The organism is Psychrobacter sp. DM8 (assembly GCF_051307025.1).
Classification (GTDB): domain Bacteria; phylum Pseudomonadota; class Gammaproteobacteria; order Pseudomonadales; family Moraxellaceae; genus Psychrobacter.
This window is the reverse complement of the sequence record NZ_CP195538.1, coordinates 2,566,508-2,582,912: the sequence shown is the minus strand read 5'-3', so window position 1 is coordinate 2,582,912 and position 16,405 is coordinate 2,566,508. Positions and strand designations below refer to the sequence as shown.

General features: G+C 43.9%; 16 protein-coding genes. 8 read left to right on the top strand and 8 right to left on the bottom strand.

The window, feature by feature from the left end; translation table 11 throughout:
* Positions 1 to 341 precede the first annotated feature (341 nt).
* On the top strand, positions 342 to 869 hold the full coding sequence (locus ACR64J_RS11040) for a peroxiredoxin (protein WP_435949720.1): 528 nt from the start codon (positions 342 to 344) through the stop codon (positions 867 to 869).
* 194 nt (positions 870 to 1,063) lie between these two features.
* Here the strand turns inward: ACR64J_RS11040 and asd are convergent, their stop codons facing one another.
* Positions 1,064 to 1,897: an archaetidylserine decarboxylase gene (asd, locus tag ACR64J_RS11035; RefSeq protein WP_435949719.1), complete on the bottom strand. Its 834-nt coding sequence runs from the start codon at positions 1,895 to 1,897 to the stop codon at positions 1,064 to 1,066.
* Positions 1,898 to 2,216: 319 nt separating this feature from the next.
* On the opposite strand from asd, the gene dtd reads away from it, so the two are divergent.
* From dtd to phoR, 3 genes are all read left to right on the top strand, one after another.
* Positions 2,217 to 2,657 (top strand): D-aminoacyl-tRNA deacylase, encoded by a 441-nt coding sequence (dtd, locus tag ACR64J_RS11030; protein WP_435949718.1) that lies wholly within the window; start codon positions 2,217 to 2,219, stop codon positions 2,655 to 2,657.
* A 140-nt stretch (positions 2,658 to 2,797) separates the two neighbouring features.
* Positions 2,798 to 3,505 (top strand): phosphate regulon transcriptional regulator PhoB, encoded by a 708-nt coding sequence (gene phoB, locus ACR64J_RS11025; RefSeq protein WP_435949717.1) that lies wholly within the window; start codon positions 2,798 to 2,800, stop codon positions 3,503 to 3,505.
* 48 nt (positions 3,506 to 3,553) lie between these two features.
* Complete coding sequence (gene phoR, locus ACR64J_RS11020) at positions 3,554 to 4,651, top strand: phosphate regulon sensor histidine kinase PhoR (protein WP_435949716.1); 1,098 nt, start codon at positions 3,554 to 3,556, stop codon at positions 4,649 to 4,651.
* Between the two features lie 58 nt (positions 4,652 to 4,709).
* Here phoR and ACR64J_RS11015 read toward each other — a convergent pair whose 3' ends face one another.
* Entirely contained in the window at positions 4,710 to 5,324 is a 615-nt protein-coding gene (locus tag ACR64J_RS11015) for a M23 family metallopeptidase (protein ID WP_435949715.1), read from the bottom strand.
* A 124-nt stretch (positions 5,325 to 5,448) separates the two neighbouring features.
* On the opposite strand from ACR64J_RS11015, the gene ACR64J_RS11010 reads away from it, so the two are divergent.
* The gene (locus ACR64J_RS11010; RefSeq protein WP_435949714.1) at positions 5,449 to 6,138 is read left to right on the top strand and encodes a putative quorum-sensing-regulated virulence factor; all 690 of its coding nucleotides are present in this window, start codon (positions 5,449 to 5,451) and stop codon (positions 6,136 to 6,138) included.
* An 8-nt stretch (positions 6,139 to 6,146) separates the two neighbouring features.
* On the opposite strand, the gene ACR64J_RS11005 is transcribed toward ACR64J_RS11010, so the two are convergent.
* Entirely contained in the window at positions 6,147 to 7,085 is a 939-nt protein-coding gene (locus ACR64J_RS11005) for an alpha/beta hydrolase family protein (RefSeq protein WP_435949713.1), read from the bottom strand.
* A gap of 228 nt (positions 7,086 to 7,313) precedes the next feature.
* Here ACR64J_RS11005 and ACR64J_RS11000 point away from each other — a divergent pair, with 228 nt between their 5' ends.
* Positions 7,314 to 7,991 carry a TIGR00730 family Rossman fold protein gene (locus tag ACR64J_RS11000; RefSeq protein ID WP_435949712.1) on the top strand — a complete coding sequence of 226 codons (678 nt, stop codon included), beginning with the start codon at positions 7,314 to 7,316 and terminating at the stop codon, positions 7,989 to 7,991.
* Between the two features lie 107 nt (positions 7,992 to 8,098).
* On the opposite strand, the gene ACR64J_RS10995 is transcribed toward ACR64J_RS11000, so the two are convergent.
* On the bottom strand, positions 8,099 to 9,688 hold the full coding sequence (locus ACR64J_RS10995) for an FAD-dependent oxidoreductase (RefSeq protein WP_435949711.1): 1,590 nt from the start codon (positions 9,686 to 9,688) through the stop codon (positions 8,099 to 8,101).
* A 673-nt stretch (positions 9,689 to 10,361) separates the two neighbouring features.
* Here ACR64J_RS10995 and ACR64J_RS10990 point away from each other — a divergent pair.
* Complete coding sequence (locus tag ACR64J_RS10990) at positions 10,362 to 10,799, top strand: hypothetical protein (RefSeq protein ID WP_317200564.1); 438 nt, start codon at positions 10,362 to 10,364, stop codon at positions 10,797 to 10,799.
* Positions 10,800 to 10,883: 84 nt separating this feature from the next.
* Here the strand turns inward: ACR64J_RS10990 and ACR64J_RS10985 are convergent, their stop codons facing one another.
* On the bottom strand, positions 10,884 to 11,987 hold the full coding sequence (locus tag ACR64J_RS10985; RefSeq protein ID WP_317200565.1) for a GNAT family N-acetyltransferase: 1,104 nt from the start codon (positions 11,985 to 11,987) through the stop codon (positions 10,884 to 10,886).
* A gap of 484 nt (positions 11,988 to 12,471) precedes the next feature.
* Here ACR64J_RS10985 and ACR64J_RS10980 point away from each other — a divergent pair, with 484 nt between their 5' ends.
* Positions 12,472 to 12,747, top strand: a complete 276-nt coding sequence (locus ACR64J_RS10980) for a type B 50S ribosomal protein L31 (protein WP_317200566.1) — start codon at positions 12,472 to 12,474, stop codon at positions 12,745 to 12,747.
* Positions 12,748 to 12,837: 90 nt separating this feature from the next.
* On the opposite strand, the gene ACR64J_RS10975 is transcribed toward ACR64J_RS10980, so the two are convergent.
* The 3 genes from ACR64J_RS10975 to ACR64J_RS10965 form a co-directional block, all read right to left on the bottom strand.
* The gene (locus tag ACR64J_RS10975) at positions 12,838 to 13,674 is read right to left on the bottom strand and encodes an SGNH/GDSL hydrolase family protein (RefSeq protein ID WP_435949710.1); all 837 of its coding nucleotides are present in this window, start codon (positions 13,672 to 13,674) and stop codon (positions 12,838 to 12,840) included.
* Positions 13,668 to 15,065, bottom strand: a complete 1,398-nt coding sequence (locus ACR64J_RS10970; protein WP_435949709.1) for a nicotinate phosphoribosyltransferase — start codon at positions 15,063 to 15,065, stop codon at positions 13,668 to 13,670. Before ACR64J_RS10970 ends, ACR64J_RS10975 begins: the two co-directional genes overlap by 7 nt.
* Positions 15,066 to 15,231: 166 nt before the next feature.
* Complete coding sequence (locus ACR64J_RS10965) at positions 15,232 to 16,284, bottom strand: bifunctional nicotinamide-nucleotide adenylyltransferase/Nudix hydroxylase (protein ID WP_435949708.1); 1,053 nt, start codon at positions 16,282 to 16,284, stop codon at positions 15,232 to 15,234.
* Positions 16,285 to 16,405 lie beyond the last annotated feature (121 nt).

Here is a 16,405-nt window from a genome sequence, read left to right as displayed (position 1 = left end):
CTAGAGTTTCTATACAAGCCTGAAAAGTTGCCAGCGCCAAAGGCAATACTAGGATCGATATAATCTTTAAATGATGCCAAATAAAAAAGGCACTTATTTATGCATTTGTTTAAAGAGATTTAGATTTAAAGGGATTTAGATGAGTGAGTAGGGCTGAATTTGGAGGAGGGCGCAGTTTACGAGAAGGCAAGAGCAGCTAACAAAGTCTAAATACAAGCCCATTACTTTGTTAGCTTATATAGTGAATATAAGTTTAAAGATTTGCTTATGGACGGCTATAGCTATTATCATATCAACGCAGTATTTTAAAAAGAAGACAATACCCTAAATCGGAGAAAACAATGATTACCCATGTCCCTGATGTGACTTTTAAAACTCGTGTTCGTGATGACTCTATTGGAGGAGATAACCCATTTACTTGGTATGACCTAACCACAGATGAGCTATTTGCCAATAAAAAAGTGGTGGTGTTCTCACTACCCGGTGCCTTTACACCCACGTGTTCGACCAGCCATCTGCCTCGTTATGAAGCGCTTTACGATGAGTTTAAGGCGTTAGGCGTAGATGAAATCGTTTGCGTTTCTGTCAATGATGCGTTCGTCATGTATCAATGGGGTCTCAAGCAAAACCGCGAAAACGTTTTTTTGCTGCCTGATGGTAATGGTGAGTTCACTCGCAAAATGGGCATGCTCGTTGATAAGAGTAATCTGGGCTTTGGTATGCGCTCATGGCGTTATTCGATGCTTGTCGACAATAAAGCCATCAAAAAAGTGTTTAAGGAACCTGATTTTGGCGACAATTGCCCAATAGATCCGTTTGAAGTATCAGATGCAGACACTATGCTTGAGTATTTAAAAAGTAATGCTTAAATACTAGTCTCAAATATCAGTCCTCAAACACAAGAAAAAAAACTGCGTCGTCCTTAAATATAAGGGCTACGCAGTTTTTTATGGTTTTTAAGACTGTCTATCGCTGATTCGAGCTAGCCTAGGAGGGATCATGCTACATTAGAAATAGCATATATACTTAGGTAGCTACACTTAGGTAGCACGCCTCACTAGTATCATATTTCAGACTTTCCTAGCAATTGCCCCATTTGTACGGTTGAGCCATGTTTCATGGTATTTTGCCAAGCCGTTTTTGCGCCTTTTGGTAGTACCACGATAGCGGTTGAGCCCAAATAAAAACGCCCAAGCTCCTCACCTTTTGCCAGATTAATATTATGCTGGGCTTCTTGAATGTTATCAGTGCGAGTGATTTTACCCGTGGCAACGGTTTCGATACCCGCGACGATCATTGCACCGACCATAACGACGGCAGCTTTGCCGTATTGGGTATCAAACAGACACACCAAACGCTCATTACGCGCAAATAGGTCAGGTACATTGGCGGCCGTGGTATTATTGACCGAAAATAATGTGCCCGGTACATAGCGGGTCGCTATCAGTTTGCCATCAAAAGGCATGTGCACACGGTGATAGTTACTTGGCGCAAGATACACCGTCGCAAAGCTACCGCCCGCAAAATACTCGCCATCCGCGCTATTGGTGAGCAGTTGACCGATATCGTAGTCGCGACCTTTGGCTTGTAATAGTTTATGATCTCTGATTTGACCGAGCTGCGATATCACACCATCAGCAGGACTCACGATTCCGTTGTTAGTGGCATCAATGACACGCGCATCATCTTTGAGCTCACGGGTAAAAAAGTCATTAAAGCTCTCATAAGCATTGAAGTTATCACGCTCATACTCATCAAGTGTGACATGATAGGCTTTAGCGAAGCTGCGGATAAAAGCACGTTTGACCATAGGGTGACGGCTTGAGGCCAAGCGCCCAGCAACTTCGCTTAATTGCTGCTGCGGGACAAACTGTTGGATCGTGGCGAATAAATTCATAATAAAGCTACCAAAGTATTTTGTATAAGAGCGGTGTTTGTATAAGTACATGAATGGCGGTATTTTATCACGATAAAGCGGATGCTGTGTGTGCATAAGTTATCGGTTTACGACTGTTTTATTTAGCCCTTTTACTAAAACGTGCAAGCTATAGTCGATATCAAATAAAACAGATAAGTCATATTGTAGCGCGAGATTGAAATAGTTTTTTCTTGCGTGCTGTGCCTACGCCGCTCGATGCTGCAAAAAAACTATTTCAACCTCGCTGTTTTTTTTATATTAGACTGATTATAGTATCAATCAAAACAAAGGAGTCAGAATGAAGGCACTCATTCAGCGGGTTCATAATGCCAGTGTCACGGTCGGCGCAGAGACTGTTGGCGCTATAGAGCAGGGCGTATTAGCTTATATTGGGCTTGGACACGAGGATACGATAGATCATGGCAAGCGTATGATCGATAAAATATTAACCTACCGTATTTTTGAAAATGAGAGCAATAAGCTTGACCGAAACGTGCAACAAGTGAATGGCGGTGTATTGTTAGTATCGCAATTTACCCTCATGGCAAAAACCAATAAAGGTCGGCGTCCCGACTTTGGCGGCGCAATGGCTCCTGATAAAGCGCAGGCACTATTTTCTGAGATGGTCGCTTACGCCCAGTCTAAGCATGCAAACGTTGCCACAGGTCAGTTTGGCGCTAATATGCAGGTTGCAAGTATTAATGATGGACCACTTAACTTTATATTAGAAGTGTTATAGCGCTAAATGTTATAAATTATAGAACCTAATGTTATAGAGCTAAGTGTCATCAAACCGTCACAATTTAAGTGTTTAATAAGTAGTCAGTAAGCATCGACTTTATATGTTAATTACTCAAAGTTTTATAACAAGGCTTGTATATGCAAAGTGAGCAGATTTTGATTGTCGAGGATGAGCTTGCGATTCGCGAAATGGTAGTGATGACCCTTGAGAGCGCAGGGTTTGAGAGTTTGCAAGCGGCGGACGCGTTTGAGGCACACCAGCAAGTGGTGGATCATAGGCCAGCGCTGATTTTGCTAGACTGGATGTTGCCCGGTGATAAAAGCGGTATTGATTTTTGTCGCATGCTAAAGAGTGATGAGTTGCTGCGCGAGATACCGGTCATTATGCTCACGGCAAAAGGAGAGGAAGATAACAAGGTTCATGGTCTCGATGCCGGCGCGGACGATTATATGACCAAGCCGTTCTCGACGCGTGAGCTGATCTCAAGAATCAAGGCAGTGCTACGCCGTAGTAGCGCACTTAGTAGTAATACACCGATAACAATAGGCGCGCTTAGTTTAGATAATCAAAGCCAGCGGGTGAGTGCTAATGGACAGTTTATCGATATAGGTCCGACAGAATATCGCTTACTGGCATTTTTTATGAGTCGTCCAGAGCGCGCTTATACGCGCTCGCAGCTATTAGATCAGGTTTGGGGCGGCAACGTCTATATCGAAGAGCGAACAGTCGATGTACACATTCGGCGCTTACGTAAATTACTACGTCCTTATGGCTGTGATACCTTGATTCAAACGGTTCGCGGCACCGGTTATCGCATGTCTAGTTTGATTGAAAAAAAGCAGTAAACGTAACCACTAAACACAGTCTCGCTACGAGAAAGGATGAGAGTAGTCATGTCGATTGACCACCACAAGCCAAATACGTCTGAGCAAGCTGATCGATTTGATAATAAAACAGTAATGACAAAGATGAACCGTGCTTGGGAAGCGCTAAAAGATGCCGTGGTTTTAATAGACGGTGACGATCGCTTGACGTGGTGGAATCTGGCAGCGGCGCAGCTATTATCATTGCAAGACAAAGATCAGGGCAAAAGCATTTTTGACTATATTCAGGCGCCTGAGTTTCACGAGTATTATCAAGAGGTCACAGCCCATCACGATCTGCACAAAGATGTCCATAATGATGGTGTGCACATGGCCTCATGGCGTGATCCCAAGCGTTATTTAAAGTGTGAGATGACAGCTTTTGATAAGGATAAGCTGTTGATGATCTATGATGTGACGCGATTGCAGCATTTAGAGCAAATGCGCCGCGATTTTGTAGCCAATGTCTCTCACGAGCTACGAACGCCATTGACCGTATTGATGGGCTACCTAGAGAACTACTCAGACCAATCCGACATACCACCAAAGTGGCAACGTGGGCTTGAGCTGATGACTCAACAGACCGCGCGTATGAATAGAATCGTAAATGATTTGCTACTGTTGTCCAAAATCGAAATCGAAGAGACGTATGAGCTTGGTTATATCGATATGACCAAATTGCTCACGCATGTGTACGATGATGCGCAGGCTTACAATCAGGACTATGGACATACCATTCATTTGCAAATAGACACTTATGACGGGCTGTATGGTTCAGAGATGTACTTAAACAGCGCGCTATCGAACCTAGTGATCAATGCTATCAAGTACACGCCAAAAGGCGGCAATATCGAGATTAGCTGGGTTAAAACCTCTCAGGGTTGCCAGTTCTCTGTGACAGATAATGGTATCGGTATTGACACCTCGCATATCACGCGTCTAACAGAGCGTTTTTACCGTGTTGATAGCGGTCGTAGCCGTGCTACAGGAGGCACGGGACTGGGGCTAGCTATCGTTAAACACGTATTGCATCAATACAATACTAGCTTACAAATCGAGTCGGAATTAGGCATAGGTTCAACATTTAGTGCGACTTTTGCTAGCAGTTATGTACGCTCACTATCTTAAAGGATTGTCTAACCATACGCATCGTATTGGATCAATGTATGAGGTACCTAAGTCGTGATCATTCAGGTTTTATAAGTAAAGGATAAGGATTCACCGCGCTACCCTTGATATAGATGCCGTAATGCACATGAGGCGGCGTGCCTTTGGCGTTACCACTATCGCCCACATAGCCGATGATGTCGCCACTATCCACCCAATCGTTAGCCTCTATATCTGCGTAATCTTCCATATGCGCGTAATAATGTCCTGCGCCGCCAGGCCCAACGACGACAACCACGCGCCCTCCCAAAGTATTCTCGCCAACTTTGCTAACCACTCCTTGCGTAGTAGCGTGTATCGGTGTGCCACGCTCCGCGAAAATATCGATACCTTCATGAGAGCGCCCTTGACTACGCGCCGCGCCCCACGTATCAGTCAAATGCTGCCCAGGTAGCGGATTTGGAAGACTATTCTCTACTGGCAAGGGTTGTTGCAACAGATTGACCTGCTTCCACTTCGCCACAACAAAGTCCTGCGTCTGCCATTTAAGCGTAGGGAGGACTTTATCAACGATAAATAACAGTGCAAACAATACTATAGCTCTGATCAGCACCCTTAATAAACGAGTAAACAGGCTTGGCTTAGGGGGCTTAGGGGACTTAGGCAGAGGCGGCGGCTGAACTGGTGGCATCATTGTCTCTTGTGAGCTGATGAGTGGTATAATACAGTTCTTACAAATTTTAGCTGTATTATGAAGGGTTTAAGGCTCTTTGACGAGTAGCGATAACTACAATAACTCCTGATGATTGATCTCTATTATGACTGAACCTAGTACTGCGCTTATTATCGATACCGAAACCGATCAAGGTAGTGACCCGCGTCCTATTCAAGTGGCGACCATCAATGTGGCGACTGGCTTTGAGTGGATGAAATACTTCAATAGTGGCCGCACCATCTCACCTATCGTCATCAAGGTACATGGCATTACTGATGAGGATGTTGCCGAGTGTGAGCGCTTCGATTTGGAGCAATTTGAGCTGCCAGAGTACTTAATCGGTCACAATGTACGCTTTGACTGGCGAGTGATAGGGAAACCCTCGGCTAAGCTGATATGTACGGTTAGGCTGGCCCGCGCCGCCTTTCCAGAGTGGCGCTACTACGGTCAGTCCAAATGTATTGAGCAATTGATTGGCAAAGATCAGGCTAGTCATATGACCGTTGCCGCGCATGATGCGTTAGGCGATGCACGGATGTGTTATCTGCTCTACAAAGCTTGCTGTGAGCGTTTGGATATTGCGCCCACTGACTTTGCAGCGGCGCATACCATCTCAAATACCGCAAGTCCCGTCGGCAAAATGCCCTTTGGTAAGCATAAGGGCAAACTCATAAAAGACGTGCCTATGAGCTATGTTAAGTGGATGCTAGGTAATATCCACAATATGCAGCCCTCATTGCATTCTGCCTTGACCAAGCGCGTAGAGGAGCAAAATGCAGCAGATAAAATATAGTAAAGAGCTTACTCTCCCTCATTTAACCAATCGACCGCCATTTGCCATAGTTGCGGCGCTTTGGCATGAGTCTTACCACTAAAATAGCGCATATGTCCGATATGACTGACACCTAAATCTTTAGGATTCAAATAATGCTTTTCTACTGGCATATTTGGGAACACACGTATCATATCGTCTATATTTTCACTATTGGCAATCTCATCATCGCTAAAACCAAGCCATAGCGCTGGCATAGCGATTTTATTATAAAAATGATTATGAATCGTTTTGTCTAAAGCGGTTTTGATGTAACCCGCACCATTACACCACTCGCGCCATTGACGCGCCACGCCGCGCGGTAGCGGCTGACCCATACCAATCTTGTCGGCTGGCGTATAGCCTAGCACTAAGTTACTCAGCGGAATAAAAGCGTCCATAAAACCCATTGCTTTGAGCTTATAGGGCATATCCATGTTTTTGATTTGTCCTGAGGAGCAAGCGACATTGAATACTGAGCTGATAGCCTCGTAGTTTGGCATGAGACCGATCAGCTGACCGCCTGCGCTATGACCGATTAAATGGAAAGCTGCATCTGGAAATTCATCTTGTAGGGCGTCAAGCACCGCTGGCATATCATGACGACCCCAACTAATAAGTGAGGCATCACATTTTGCCAAACTGCCTGCGAGTGATTCACCAATTCCTTCGTTATCAAAAGTAATCACCCCAAAGCCGTTCTCTGCCAAATAGCTGGCAAAATTATGATAAAACTGACGCTTGATACCCGTGGCAGGTGCCATCATTACCGCTGCTTTGACATCAACTTTAGGACGATAAACGGTCGCTGCCAAAGCCTGATTGCGCTCAGTCATGATGGTCAACAGGTAAGTCTCAAAAGTAGAATCGCTCTCAACATCAGAGATGATAATGTCATCTGATTGATTTAGAGCCTCATCATTGAGCATAGCGGCATCCTAAAAAGTATATTATGGTTGTTAGCGAATCGAGAAAATTAAAACATAAGATGAAACAAAACATAGAGTACGACTATCAATAGCAGTCGGTATGGTAAGTGCGTACTGATAAGTGCTGGTTACAGGTTAGTAACTTGGCTTATGTTAAGATAAATAGGAATGTATTCCAATAGACAACTGAAGACTTACCATTCAAATAAAACGCTAAGGGCAAAAGTAATGCAAATGAAAATCAATAATGACACTTATGAAGTGATTACCAGTCAAGATATTACCCACATCGAAAAAGCCGTAGATAAATCAACGTTAACCATGCCGCTTGTCGCCGTATATTGTGGTTCGCGCTTAGGTAACAGCGAGATATACGAGCAAGCCGCGCGCGATTTGGGTCAAGCGCTTGCCAAAAATGGCATGGGATTGGTATACGGCGGCGCGAGTATTGGCCTGATGGGTGCAGTCGCAGATGAGGTCATCAACAGTGGCGCCCAAGCAGTCGGCGTCATTCCAACCTTTATGCTCAAGCATGAAATCGCTCATCAAGGGCTGACGCGCCTGCACCTGACTGATACCATGCACACGCGCAAAACGGTTATGGCAGAGTACGCAGACGCTTTTATTACTCTACCAGGTGGCCTTGGGACGCTTGAGGAAATCATGGAGATTGCCACTTGGCGTCAGCTGTATCAGCATGAAAAGCCTATGATTATTCTTAATATTAACGGGTTTTATGATCGGATGATTGAGCATCTTAAATATACGACAGAGCAGGGCTTTATGAAGCAGCAAGACCTTGATCGCTTAGTTGTGTGCAATAGCATCGATGAAGCAATTGATCTGTTATTGACTGTCGTCACTCTCAATGGCGGCGTCGATACTGATAAGATGGTTGGGCAGTAAATGACTACTTAGAAAATCAAAATTAAGAACCGCAAAAGGGAGTCGCTCGCTAATCGATAGCAGGCTACTCCCTTTTTTGTAGATAATATTTAACCCTGATACGAAATCTATGCGATAGCAAGATCGTTTGATACGTCATCTATCACGCTATCTATAGTACGATTAACGCCTGCCATTGCGATTGGAAAATTTCTTTGTAGTGCAATATCTTGTGCTAAATGATGAATATCCTCACTATCATGGCGCGTAAGATAAGCCCAATTGTGAGCGTAACGACTACAATTGGCAGTAGTATCCTTATCAACTAACCCTAGAGCAGTTAACTCATCAACGATCTGGTCGGCGGCAATTAGCGTCGAAGAGGCTTTGACGTTTTCAGCGCGTGCGTAGCGGATGTTTGAGTACAAGCTCACATCAGCAACTCGCAGCGTATCATCTTTTCCTGGTATTTGTTGACCGCCAAAGAGGGCATTACCAACGGTACGCGCACTATTGAAGGTCGGCACAAACTCAGCTACATATTCAATGGCTTGCTGACCACGCGCTTGCAACGGCGCTTTATCCCAACCATCTTCAATATAATGCACGTATTTTTCAGGAAGTTTGGGCTGCGCGCTGATCTCATTTGAGGCGACTAGTCCATCATTGAACAAAGTGATGAATTTACTCATACCATGTATCTGAAAATAACCGCCTGGATATGGCGTAAGCTGCGCCATGCCCTCTGGTGTACCGCGGCTACCATAGATAATAATCTCAGGTATCTGTCCACCTGCATCATCCCAATGAGTAATATAAGAGGATTTGAACTCGACCATACGCGTGACTTCAACACCGACCATGTCATCGATAACACCGGTACGAAATCCGCAAGCATTGACTAAGTAATCCACTTCAACAGACTCGGTTTCAGATTGACTGTTTTGCTGATAGTCAATACGCCATTTAGTCACATGATGATCAGCATTAGTACAATTTTCACAATCAACTGCTGTCACTTTCTTGACCTGCGTATCGGTAAAGACACGAGCGTTGTCATAACCCTCTAACGCTAATTGCGCTGAAGCTGCCAGACGAAAGATATTCCAGCCGTATTCTTGTACGACAATCACTGGGAATTTAATCTTATTCAAATCCAAGTGTTTAGCGGCAGGTATTACCCATTCATCTACCGTGCTAGGCGCAAGAACCTGCTCACGCTTAGATAAAGCGATAAGATCTTCATGGCTATAGAGCTGATAGTAATCTTCAGGCTCTCCTAGAACTTTATTCTTAGGGTCTTGCTCAATAAGCTTACGATAAGCCTCAGTCAAGATGTCCAAACGCGGCAGCAAATCTTCAGGCTGACCTTCATCACGATTAGGCACAGCAAAGACAGTAGGGCGCACATCCATCGTATGCGGGTACAGGCGCAATATATCGATACATTGCTCAAGTAGCGCTACGCAGTCCTCGTCTGGAATTTCACGGTACAAATTACCACCTGCATGCAGATGACACATGGGCGGGCCATCAATAAGTGAGGTCTTTTTTTCAAACAAATGAGTCTCAATGCCAAGCGCAGCCAGGCGAATAGCAATAGTGGCACCTGCAGTACCACCGCCGAGTATACCTACGCGTTTTGCTTGACCATAACGGGTACTAGGCGTCGTAATTTTGAGGTCTTTGTACCGGTCGTCTATAGTAATTGAATTCATCAGCGTTGTTTTATCCTTGCTGGCATCGGCTCATCATATTACATGCCGCTATACCTAAAATTTCAGTGTATTTATCAGATGTTATCTAGCAATCTGATTTTTAAGTTAAGTCGTCAATGACTAAAGAGAGTGCTACTTAAGTGAAGCGTAGTTAAATAGTGCTATATAGACTATATAAGCGTGATACCTACTGATTTCAATGTCTGATCTGTATCTTGTGAGTCATTGTTAGTATTAAATAATCATTAGCCTATGATATAAAAAAAAGCAAATTTATTTGGGATATATGCGTAAAAACATGCACTGTTTTTGTCAGTAGATAACACAAAGTGTGTATAAAGCTAGAGGGAATTTACATAAATAAGAGATATGAATATCTAAGCAGAAAGATGTTTAATTTTTTATGTGTGATATAAAATTTTTGATCTCTACACTACAGATAATAGGCGTGTGGTAATTATATGAGGAAATCGCTTTTGAGATAGTTTTGTAATTTTATAAGCGTACATAATTGATTGACTAAACAGACATGCTATATTTACTTGGCAAAAACACGTAACTTTAAAATAAGTAACTTCAAAAAAAGGAGTGCTACTAAGTACTCCTTGTGAGGGTGTTAGACAGAGCACTATATGGATATTCAAATCAAATTTTAGATCACAAGGATATAACAATGAAAAATATTATAATGTTGTCAGCGTTAACAGGTGTGCTTACCTTGACTGGTTGTACGACACTTAAAAGTGTCATTGGCAATGATGACTCAGGTATGCACGAAGTAAAAGCCACTAGCAGCAACATGGCGCCTGTAACCAGTAGAGGCGGTATGTTGGTCGATTCAAAAGACTACATGACTTTGTATACTTATGATAAAGATACGATGGCAAACAAATCAGAATGTGGCTCTGTCTGCATGGTCGCTTGGCCGGCCCTTATGGCACCTAGTAATGCTAAAGCTTCTGGTCAATTTGCAGCATTTCAGCGCGAAGACGGCAGTTATCAGTGGGCCATGAATGGCAAACCCTTGTATTTCTACGCCAACGACACTAAAGTCGGCGATAAAGATGGCGATAATAAAGGCGGCGTCTGGCACATTGTCCGCACTAAGTAATCCTTATTTAAATACAGTCTGAGTCTATTTATAAACATAAAAAAGCAGCCAATATATTGGCTGCTTTTTTGCTGATACGAGTAGTTATGCAACCTCAGCCATATCTTCTTCGACTACTTCAGCGACCTCTTCAACAGGTTGTACTTTCTGAGCAGCAACTTGTCGATATAAAGGAAAAAAGTCTGAATCAAGCTCGCTATTATCAAACCCAGCGCCATCTACCAAATCGTCGTATTTATCTTGGTTAATCACTAATCTGTAGGTTTTAAATAGCAACGATTGAGAGCTAAATCCTTTTTTATATTCATACAAAGTATCTAGGTTGCTACCAACACCGCCGCCTAAATGCAGTATCTTATAGTTATTTTGGCGACCCCACTCGCGTGCCACGTGAGTGATAAGTTTAGAGGGTTGTAAATGTCGATATTCACTAACAGTGCCACCTAAATGAAACTGCATAATGCCCGACTCTTTACAGCAAGTATAAATGGATGAGGCAATGGCGTGACCATCTTTATAAGCTGTGATCAATAATAGTCTATGACCAAGGTTTTTTGATAAACCATCAAAGTAACTATCATCAAAGAAATAATACTCATCTGCATTAACATGTGTCATTGTTTCTTTATATATCTTTGAGAAGGTATCAATATTTCTATCATCTAACTGCTCAATTTTAGTAGTTACATCCATCTTCAACGCCTTTTTAATGCCTCTACGATGTTGGTTTTGAGTCTCTGCCCAATGTTCAGCTTCAGTCTTCGTCAGGTCGGACATGAGCGTCACACCGTGAGTAAAGGAGCTACCAATAGAAGGGGTCCATTTTTGGCTGATCACTGGATGCAATCTCATAAATAGGGAGACGCATCCTACTTTGTATAAGAACTGTTTGACCTCTTTTAAAATCATGTTCGTTTCGACATCAGTTAAAGTGTCATCAATTAAGGGACAGCAATAGCCATATGTAGAAGTGGCATCCCAATATTCACTGTCAATGTTTCTAATAATAATAGGTAAAAAAAGCTTTTTGTTCTTGTATTCAGCAACAATCCCTTGAGCCTGCCCGCCATCCATAGATGCCGAATTATTAATCCAACCAGACAAATGGTAAATATCAAATCTATAATTTAAAATATCTTGGTCCCATTTTTCATCAATATCTCTAAAACTAACTACTATTTTGTTCATTTCGTTATCTCCCTTAGAGCTAAGCAATGCAATATGTCATTAATACTTATATATTCTAATTAACGAATATATAATATATCAATAAACGAATATATACACAAGCTTCAGAGAAATGTTTGTTTTGAATTGATGATTGTTTGAGTTGTATTTGTGGTTAGAAAAGAAAAATTATCCAAAAGCATGTTTTATTTACGAGGTTAAACAAGTACGTTTTTCATTATCAGAACATAATTTTATTCTCTACGGAGCGAATCTAACAGATGTAGTTTTTCAGCAGTACCTTGCAAAGAATGGCAAAAACCGTTAAAATCGCTGCTTCATTTTCCCGCTGGGGATAGGCTAAGAGAGCTGTGATGTGGTGTTGGGTGCTGGAATAAGCCAGTGACACAATTGCCAGCATTACCAATGTGCTTAGTGCCTCAGTTACGTATGTAGCGCTTTTATAGCAACAGCTTATACATACATCGGACCTAGAGAGTTTATTATGCGTGCAGATATCCATCCCAATTACCAAGAAGTACTGTTTCATGACACTAATGCCGACGTGTATTTTTTGACCCGTTCTACGGCGAAGACTAAAACCACGCGCGAGTATGAGGGTGTAGAATACCCATACTACCCACTTGATATCTCAAGTGCATCACATCCGTTCTATACAGGCGAGCAGCGTAAAAGCTCAACTGAAGGTCGTGTTGCTAGCTTTAACAAGCGTTTTGGTGCATTCGGTGGCCGTGCTAAAAAAGCTGATGCTGCTGAGTAATTTTGATTTAATATCCAAAACAAAAAAACCGCTGAATATTCAGCGGTTTTTTTATGCTTGTTTATTTAACACTATCACTTTAACGCCTGCCTAAGTCTTTGAATCGTTAAGCAACTCACTGATCAGATCGCTTAACTGTAGCGCCCAGTAACCATATGTTAGGCTGCTAGGATGAAAGCCGTCGCTTGCAAACATAGCTTTGCTATCTATAGGTTTGCCGTTGCCATACTCTTTAGCCATACGAGCAAAGTCTGCTGCCATATAGTGCACATCGCTATGCTTGTCGCATACTTGCTGTAATATCCGATCGAGCTTGTCAGATTTTGCACCGACATAGCCGTTGAGTGGCATAGGCAGGGCAGGCATCTTTGCCATCGGTGGTAGGCTTGAGAATATCAAAGTCTGCACGCCAAATTTACGCTGAGCAATAGCGATGATCTCCTCGAGTTGCTGTTGCCACTTGTGCTCAGAGATGTTGGATGTGGTGTCATTAACGCCGACACTTAATACCATGACGTCTACAGACTGGCTTGGAGTCGGCAGGACATACAACCTACGCAAAATATCAAAGCTGGTATGTCCTGTGGTAGCTTGCACTGCCCAATTAAGTACACCGAACATGGCTTGGATTATTGATTGGTCTTGCAACGCTGGTGTTAGTTTACCTATTAAGGCATCCGCTTGCGTTTGGCTACCGACGCCTGCGGCAGCAGAGTCACCAACGAGCATGAGATTGAGCTCAGGCAACACGCTATCCTCAATACTATGTAGTGAAACAGATCCATGACGCTCACCTTCAGGTTCTGGTAAACGCACCGTATCGCGCTTTACTTTACTGCCTTGGTATAGATAGATTGGCGCAAGCAGCACATCTTTTGCGGCGGCAGTGATTTTGCCAGTCGTTTTTTTATTGATAGAGGCTACCATCCTGTACGTCCTCGAATAGTGACTAGAGTATCATCGATTAATAGTTGACCATCGACGAATACATCCTGGAGTAGGTTATCAGCAGAATTTGCCAAGGCATCTTCTTTAATAGTGGTAAGCTGAGCATTATCACCCTTTATCAGAGCCAAACGACCTTTTTTGGAGCGTTTTGAGCGACTGGTAATTGGATCTTTAAAGATATCCATCCACGCGCCGTCAATACAGATTGCACTGGCTTTCATCGCCCAGCTCATAGTATCGCGGGTGACTTGTTGTAGCAGACCGCCGCCCATGCCAAAAGTAACATTGTCCGCGCTAAAGCCCGCTTCCATTATCGTACCCAATATCTTGCCAAGGCTTTGCGGGTTGATACCATCGCCTTGAATGAGGCGCACATAGTCAGGCAGCACTTTATAGCCTTTGCTATTAGTCGTCGTACCGAATTTTATCGCCAAGCGCTCCAAGGCTTCGCGCACGACTTTGGCAGGGTCGCCGCTGTCAGGACGTATAACCAAAGTGCCGCCCATGGTCTCGACTTTATCTTTGAGCGCGACACCCCAGATATTATCGATGGCATTCCACAGATCATAACTATCAGAGACGACAGCGACTAAGTTACCGTCTCCACCGAACTGCTCTAGCATATTCTTATAAGCCTGCGTTTCGCGCTCGCGTCCCCAAGCGGTCATCGTACTGTGCTCAGCGGCAGGAATAGAGAAAGCGGGCATATCTTTGTCCATACCGTACCAGCGGCTAGCTGCAACCAACGCGGTCATGCTATCAGTACCTGAAAAGTTCACTAAATTGGCAAGGCTACCTAACGCGACTGTCTCCATGCTGGACGCCCCGCGCGCACCGAAGTCATGTAGCTTAAACGGCAGACCCTCTATGCTATCGGCGGAATTTTCCAGCGCTGATTTGATAATGTTCTTACAATAATAAGATAAGCTGGCGACGGTTGAAGGGTACCAAATCGCGCGTAGCAGTGCAGTCTCAAGATAGCTCGGTAACCAATAGAACTCGGGGTCAGTATTGACGATTTGGCAGACGACGTTAGACACAGGTACGATACTGCCTTCAGGGACGGCTTGAATACGTATCGGTAGTCGTCCATCGTGCTTGTCAACCAAACGCTCCCAACCTGATCGGTTAAAAGGTAAGCCATGGGCTTTAATCACCAATTCAGCGTCATCGATATGAGCGGTGGTAATAGGCGTTTGCAAGTACTCTTTAATAAAGGCTTGCAAACCAAAGAACACGACATCGTAATCGCCACTACGCGCTTCGACATAGCTTGACATGTACTCGCTACCGGGCGGATATTGTAGCCAGTGTGAGGTTTTGTAGCTGTCTGAATTTAAGATTAAATTATTAAAATTACTGGTGTACATCACAGAACTCCTCTGCTTTAAAATGCCGCAGCGTTGCGGCGATTAACCTTTGCCGTCTATCGGCGCAGGCGGTGAAACTGGTTACGTCTTATACAAGTTATGTAGACCAATATCACAAAAATAAGGGCATACTTTGAACCTAACCTTCTATATTTCTAATAAAGCGTCAAAGCCCAACCATCTTGGTGATAATGGCATAGTGATCTTCAAACATCATTTGCGCGTCAAGCTCAGCTAATGGTAGCCAAAATGCGGCAGCGGCATCATCGCTACCTTTTACTTTGGGTAAGCCTTTGGCATCGTTTTTGAGCTGTAAATAAAAGGCTTGGGTGATGGTGCGACCGCGTGCTGAGCGATACGGATCATCAAAGGTATGCTGACTGTGAAAAGAGCCGCGCAGTACTGGTTCTGGCACTTTGAGCCGCGTCTCTTCGCGCAGCTCACGTATACAGGCATCAAATAGCGTCTCTTTGGGGTTCAAAAACCCACCCGGCAATGCCCACAGTCCGCGCCCTGGCATACTACGGCGCTCAACGAGTAGGATATGTCCAGATTGCACGACCAACGCATCTGCGGTCATAAAGGTCGGCGGGTACGGCGCAGATTCCCACTGTTTTTTATACTTATCAATAAAGCCTGCTTCTTCATGTAAGCGCTCATATTCAGCCGTGTTTTTAAACTGGCTTAATACCCCGCGTGTGGCATCAGGGGTACGCTCAGGCGTTGGCATAGCGCCCATTAGATAGCTATCACGGATAGGTGTCGCTGATAGATTATGGTAATTGGGTACAGAGACCGACGCCCAATTGGGGAATAGTGACAAGTAATAAGAAGAGCTGTCTTTTGAATGACCAATCAAGCCAATATCCGCGTTCAAGTCATGGGTGACTGAGCGCACGCCCGCTTGTACATATTTGAGCCAGCGTGTGTCATTGTATAGCGCATCGTCCAAGGCTACGCAGTGAATGCGCGCAGCATCCTTGTCAGAGTATGCGCCCTTGATCATAGCGGTACGCTCGCTCACCGAAAACGGGTTACGCAGGCTACGCGGCAAATTAGCAGAACCAATAAGCATGATGACGTTATTTGCGCGTTTGAGCGCCTCATCAACGACGGCTTTATGTCCGCAATGAAAGGGCTGGAAGCGTCCGATAAAGACTAGATATTTATAATGCTTATTATTCTTGTTGTCTGTACTGTCTGCTAACGATGCACTCATAAACGCCAATTCCCTACGACAAACGATTTTGGTATGTACCTGCAATGACGCTAATACTGACACAAGCGCTTAGGGGCTGACAAGTATAAAGATGTTTTGTGACGCTGACGACATTGGATTT

Coding starts and splice junctions, on each gene's coding strand:
- ACR64J_RS11000 (WP_435949712.1), top strand. CDS start 7,314: ATGCAAATGAAAATCAATAATGACACTTATGAAGTGATTACCAGTCAA.
- ACR64J_RS11005 (WP_435949713.1), bottom strand. CDS start 7,085: ATGCTCAATGATGAGGCTCTAAATCAATCAGATGACATTATCATCTCT.
- ACR64J_RS10965 (WP_435949708.1), bottom strand. CDS start 16,284: ATGAGTGCATCGTTAGCAGACAGTACAGACAACAAGAATAATAAGCAT.
- ACR64J_RS10975 (WP_435949710.1), bottom strand. CDS start 13,674: ATGGTAGCCTCTATCAATAAAAAAACGACTGGCAAAATCACTGCCGCC.
- dtd (WP_435949718.1), top strand. CDS start 2,217: ATGAAGGCACTCATTCAGCGGGTTCATAATGCCAGTGTCACGGTCGGC.
- phoR (WP_435949716.1), top strand. CDS start 3,554: ATGTCGATTGACCACCACAAGCCAAATACGTCTGAGCAAGCTGATCGA.
- ACR64J_RS11040 (WP_435949720.1), top strand. CDS start 342: ATGATTACCCATGTCCCTGATGTGACTTTTAAAACTCGTGTTCGTGAT.
- asd (WP_435949719.1), bottom strand. CDS start 1,897: ATGAATTTATTCGCCACGATCCAACAGTTTGTCCCGCAGCAGCAATTA.
- phoB (WP_435949717.1), top strand. CDS start 2,798: ATGCAAAGTGAGCAGATTTTGATTGTCGAGGATGAGCTTGCGATTCGC.
- ACR64J_RS10995 (WP_435949711.1), bottom strand. CDS start 9,688: ATGAATTCAATTACTATAGACGACCGGTACAAAGACCTCAAAATTACG.
- ACR64J_RS10970 (WP_435949709.1), bottom strand. CDS start 15,065: ATGTACACCAGTAATTTTAATAATTTAATCTTAAATTCAGACAGCTAC.
- ACR64J_RS10990 (WP_317200564.1), top strand. CDS start 10,362: ATGAAAAATATTATAATGTTGTCAGCGTTAACAGGTGTGCTTACCTTG.
- ACR64J_RS11010 (WP_435949714.1), top strand. CDS start 5,449: ATGACTGAACCTAGTACTGCGCTTATTATCGATACCGAAACCGATCAA.
- ACR64J_RS10985 (WP_317200565.1), bottom strand. CDS start 11,987: ATGAACAAAATAGTAGTTAGTTTTAGAGATATTGATGAAAAATGGGAC.
- ACR64J_RS11015 (WP_435949715.1), bottom strand. CDS start 5,324: ATGATGCCACCAGTTCAGCCGCCGCCTCTGCCTAAGTCCCCTAAGCCC.
- ACR64J_RS10980 (WP_317200566.1), top strand. CDS start 12,472: ATGCGTGCAGATATCCATCCCAATTACCAAGAAGTACTGTTTCATGAC.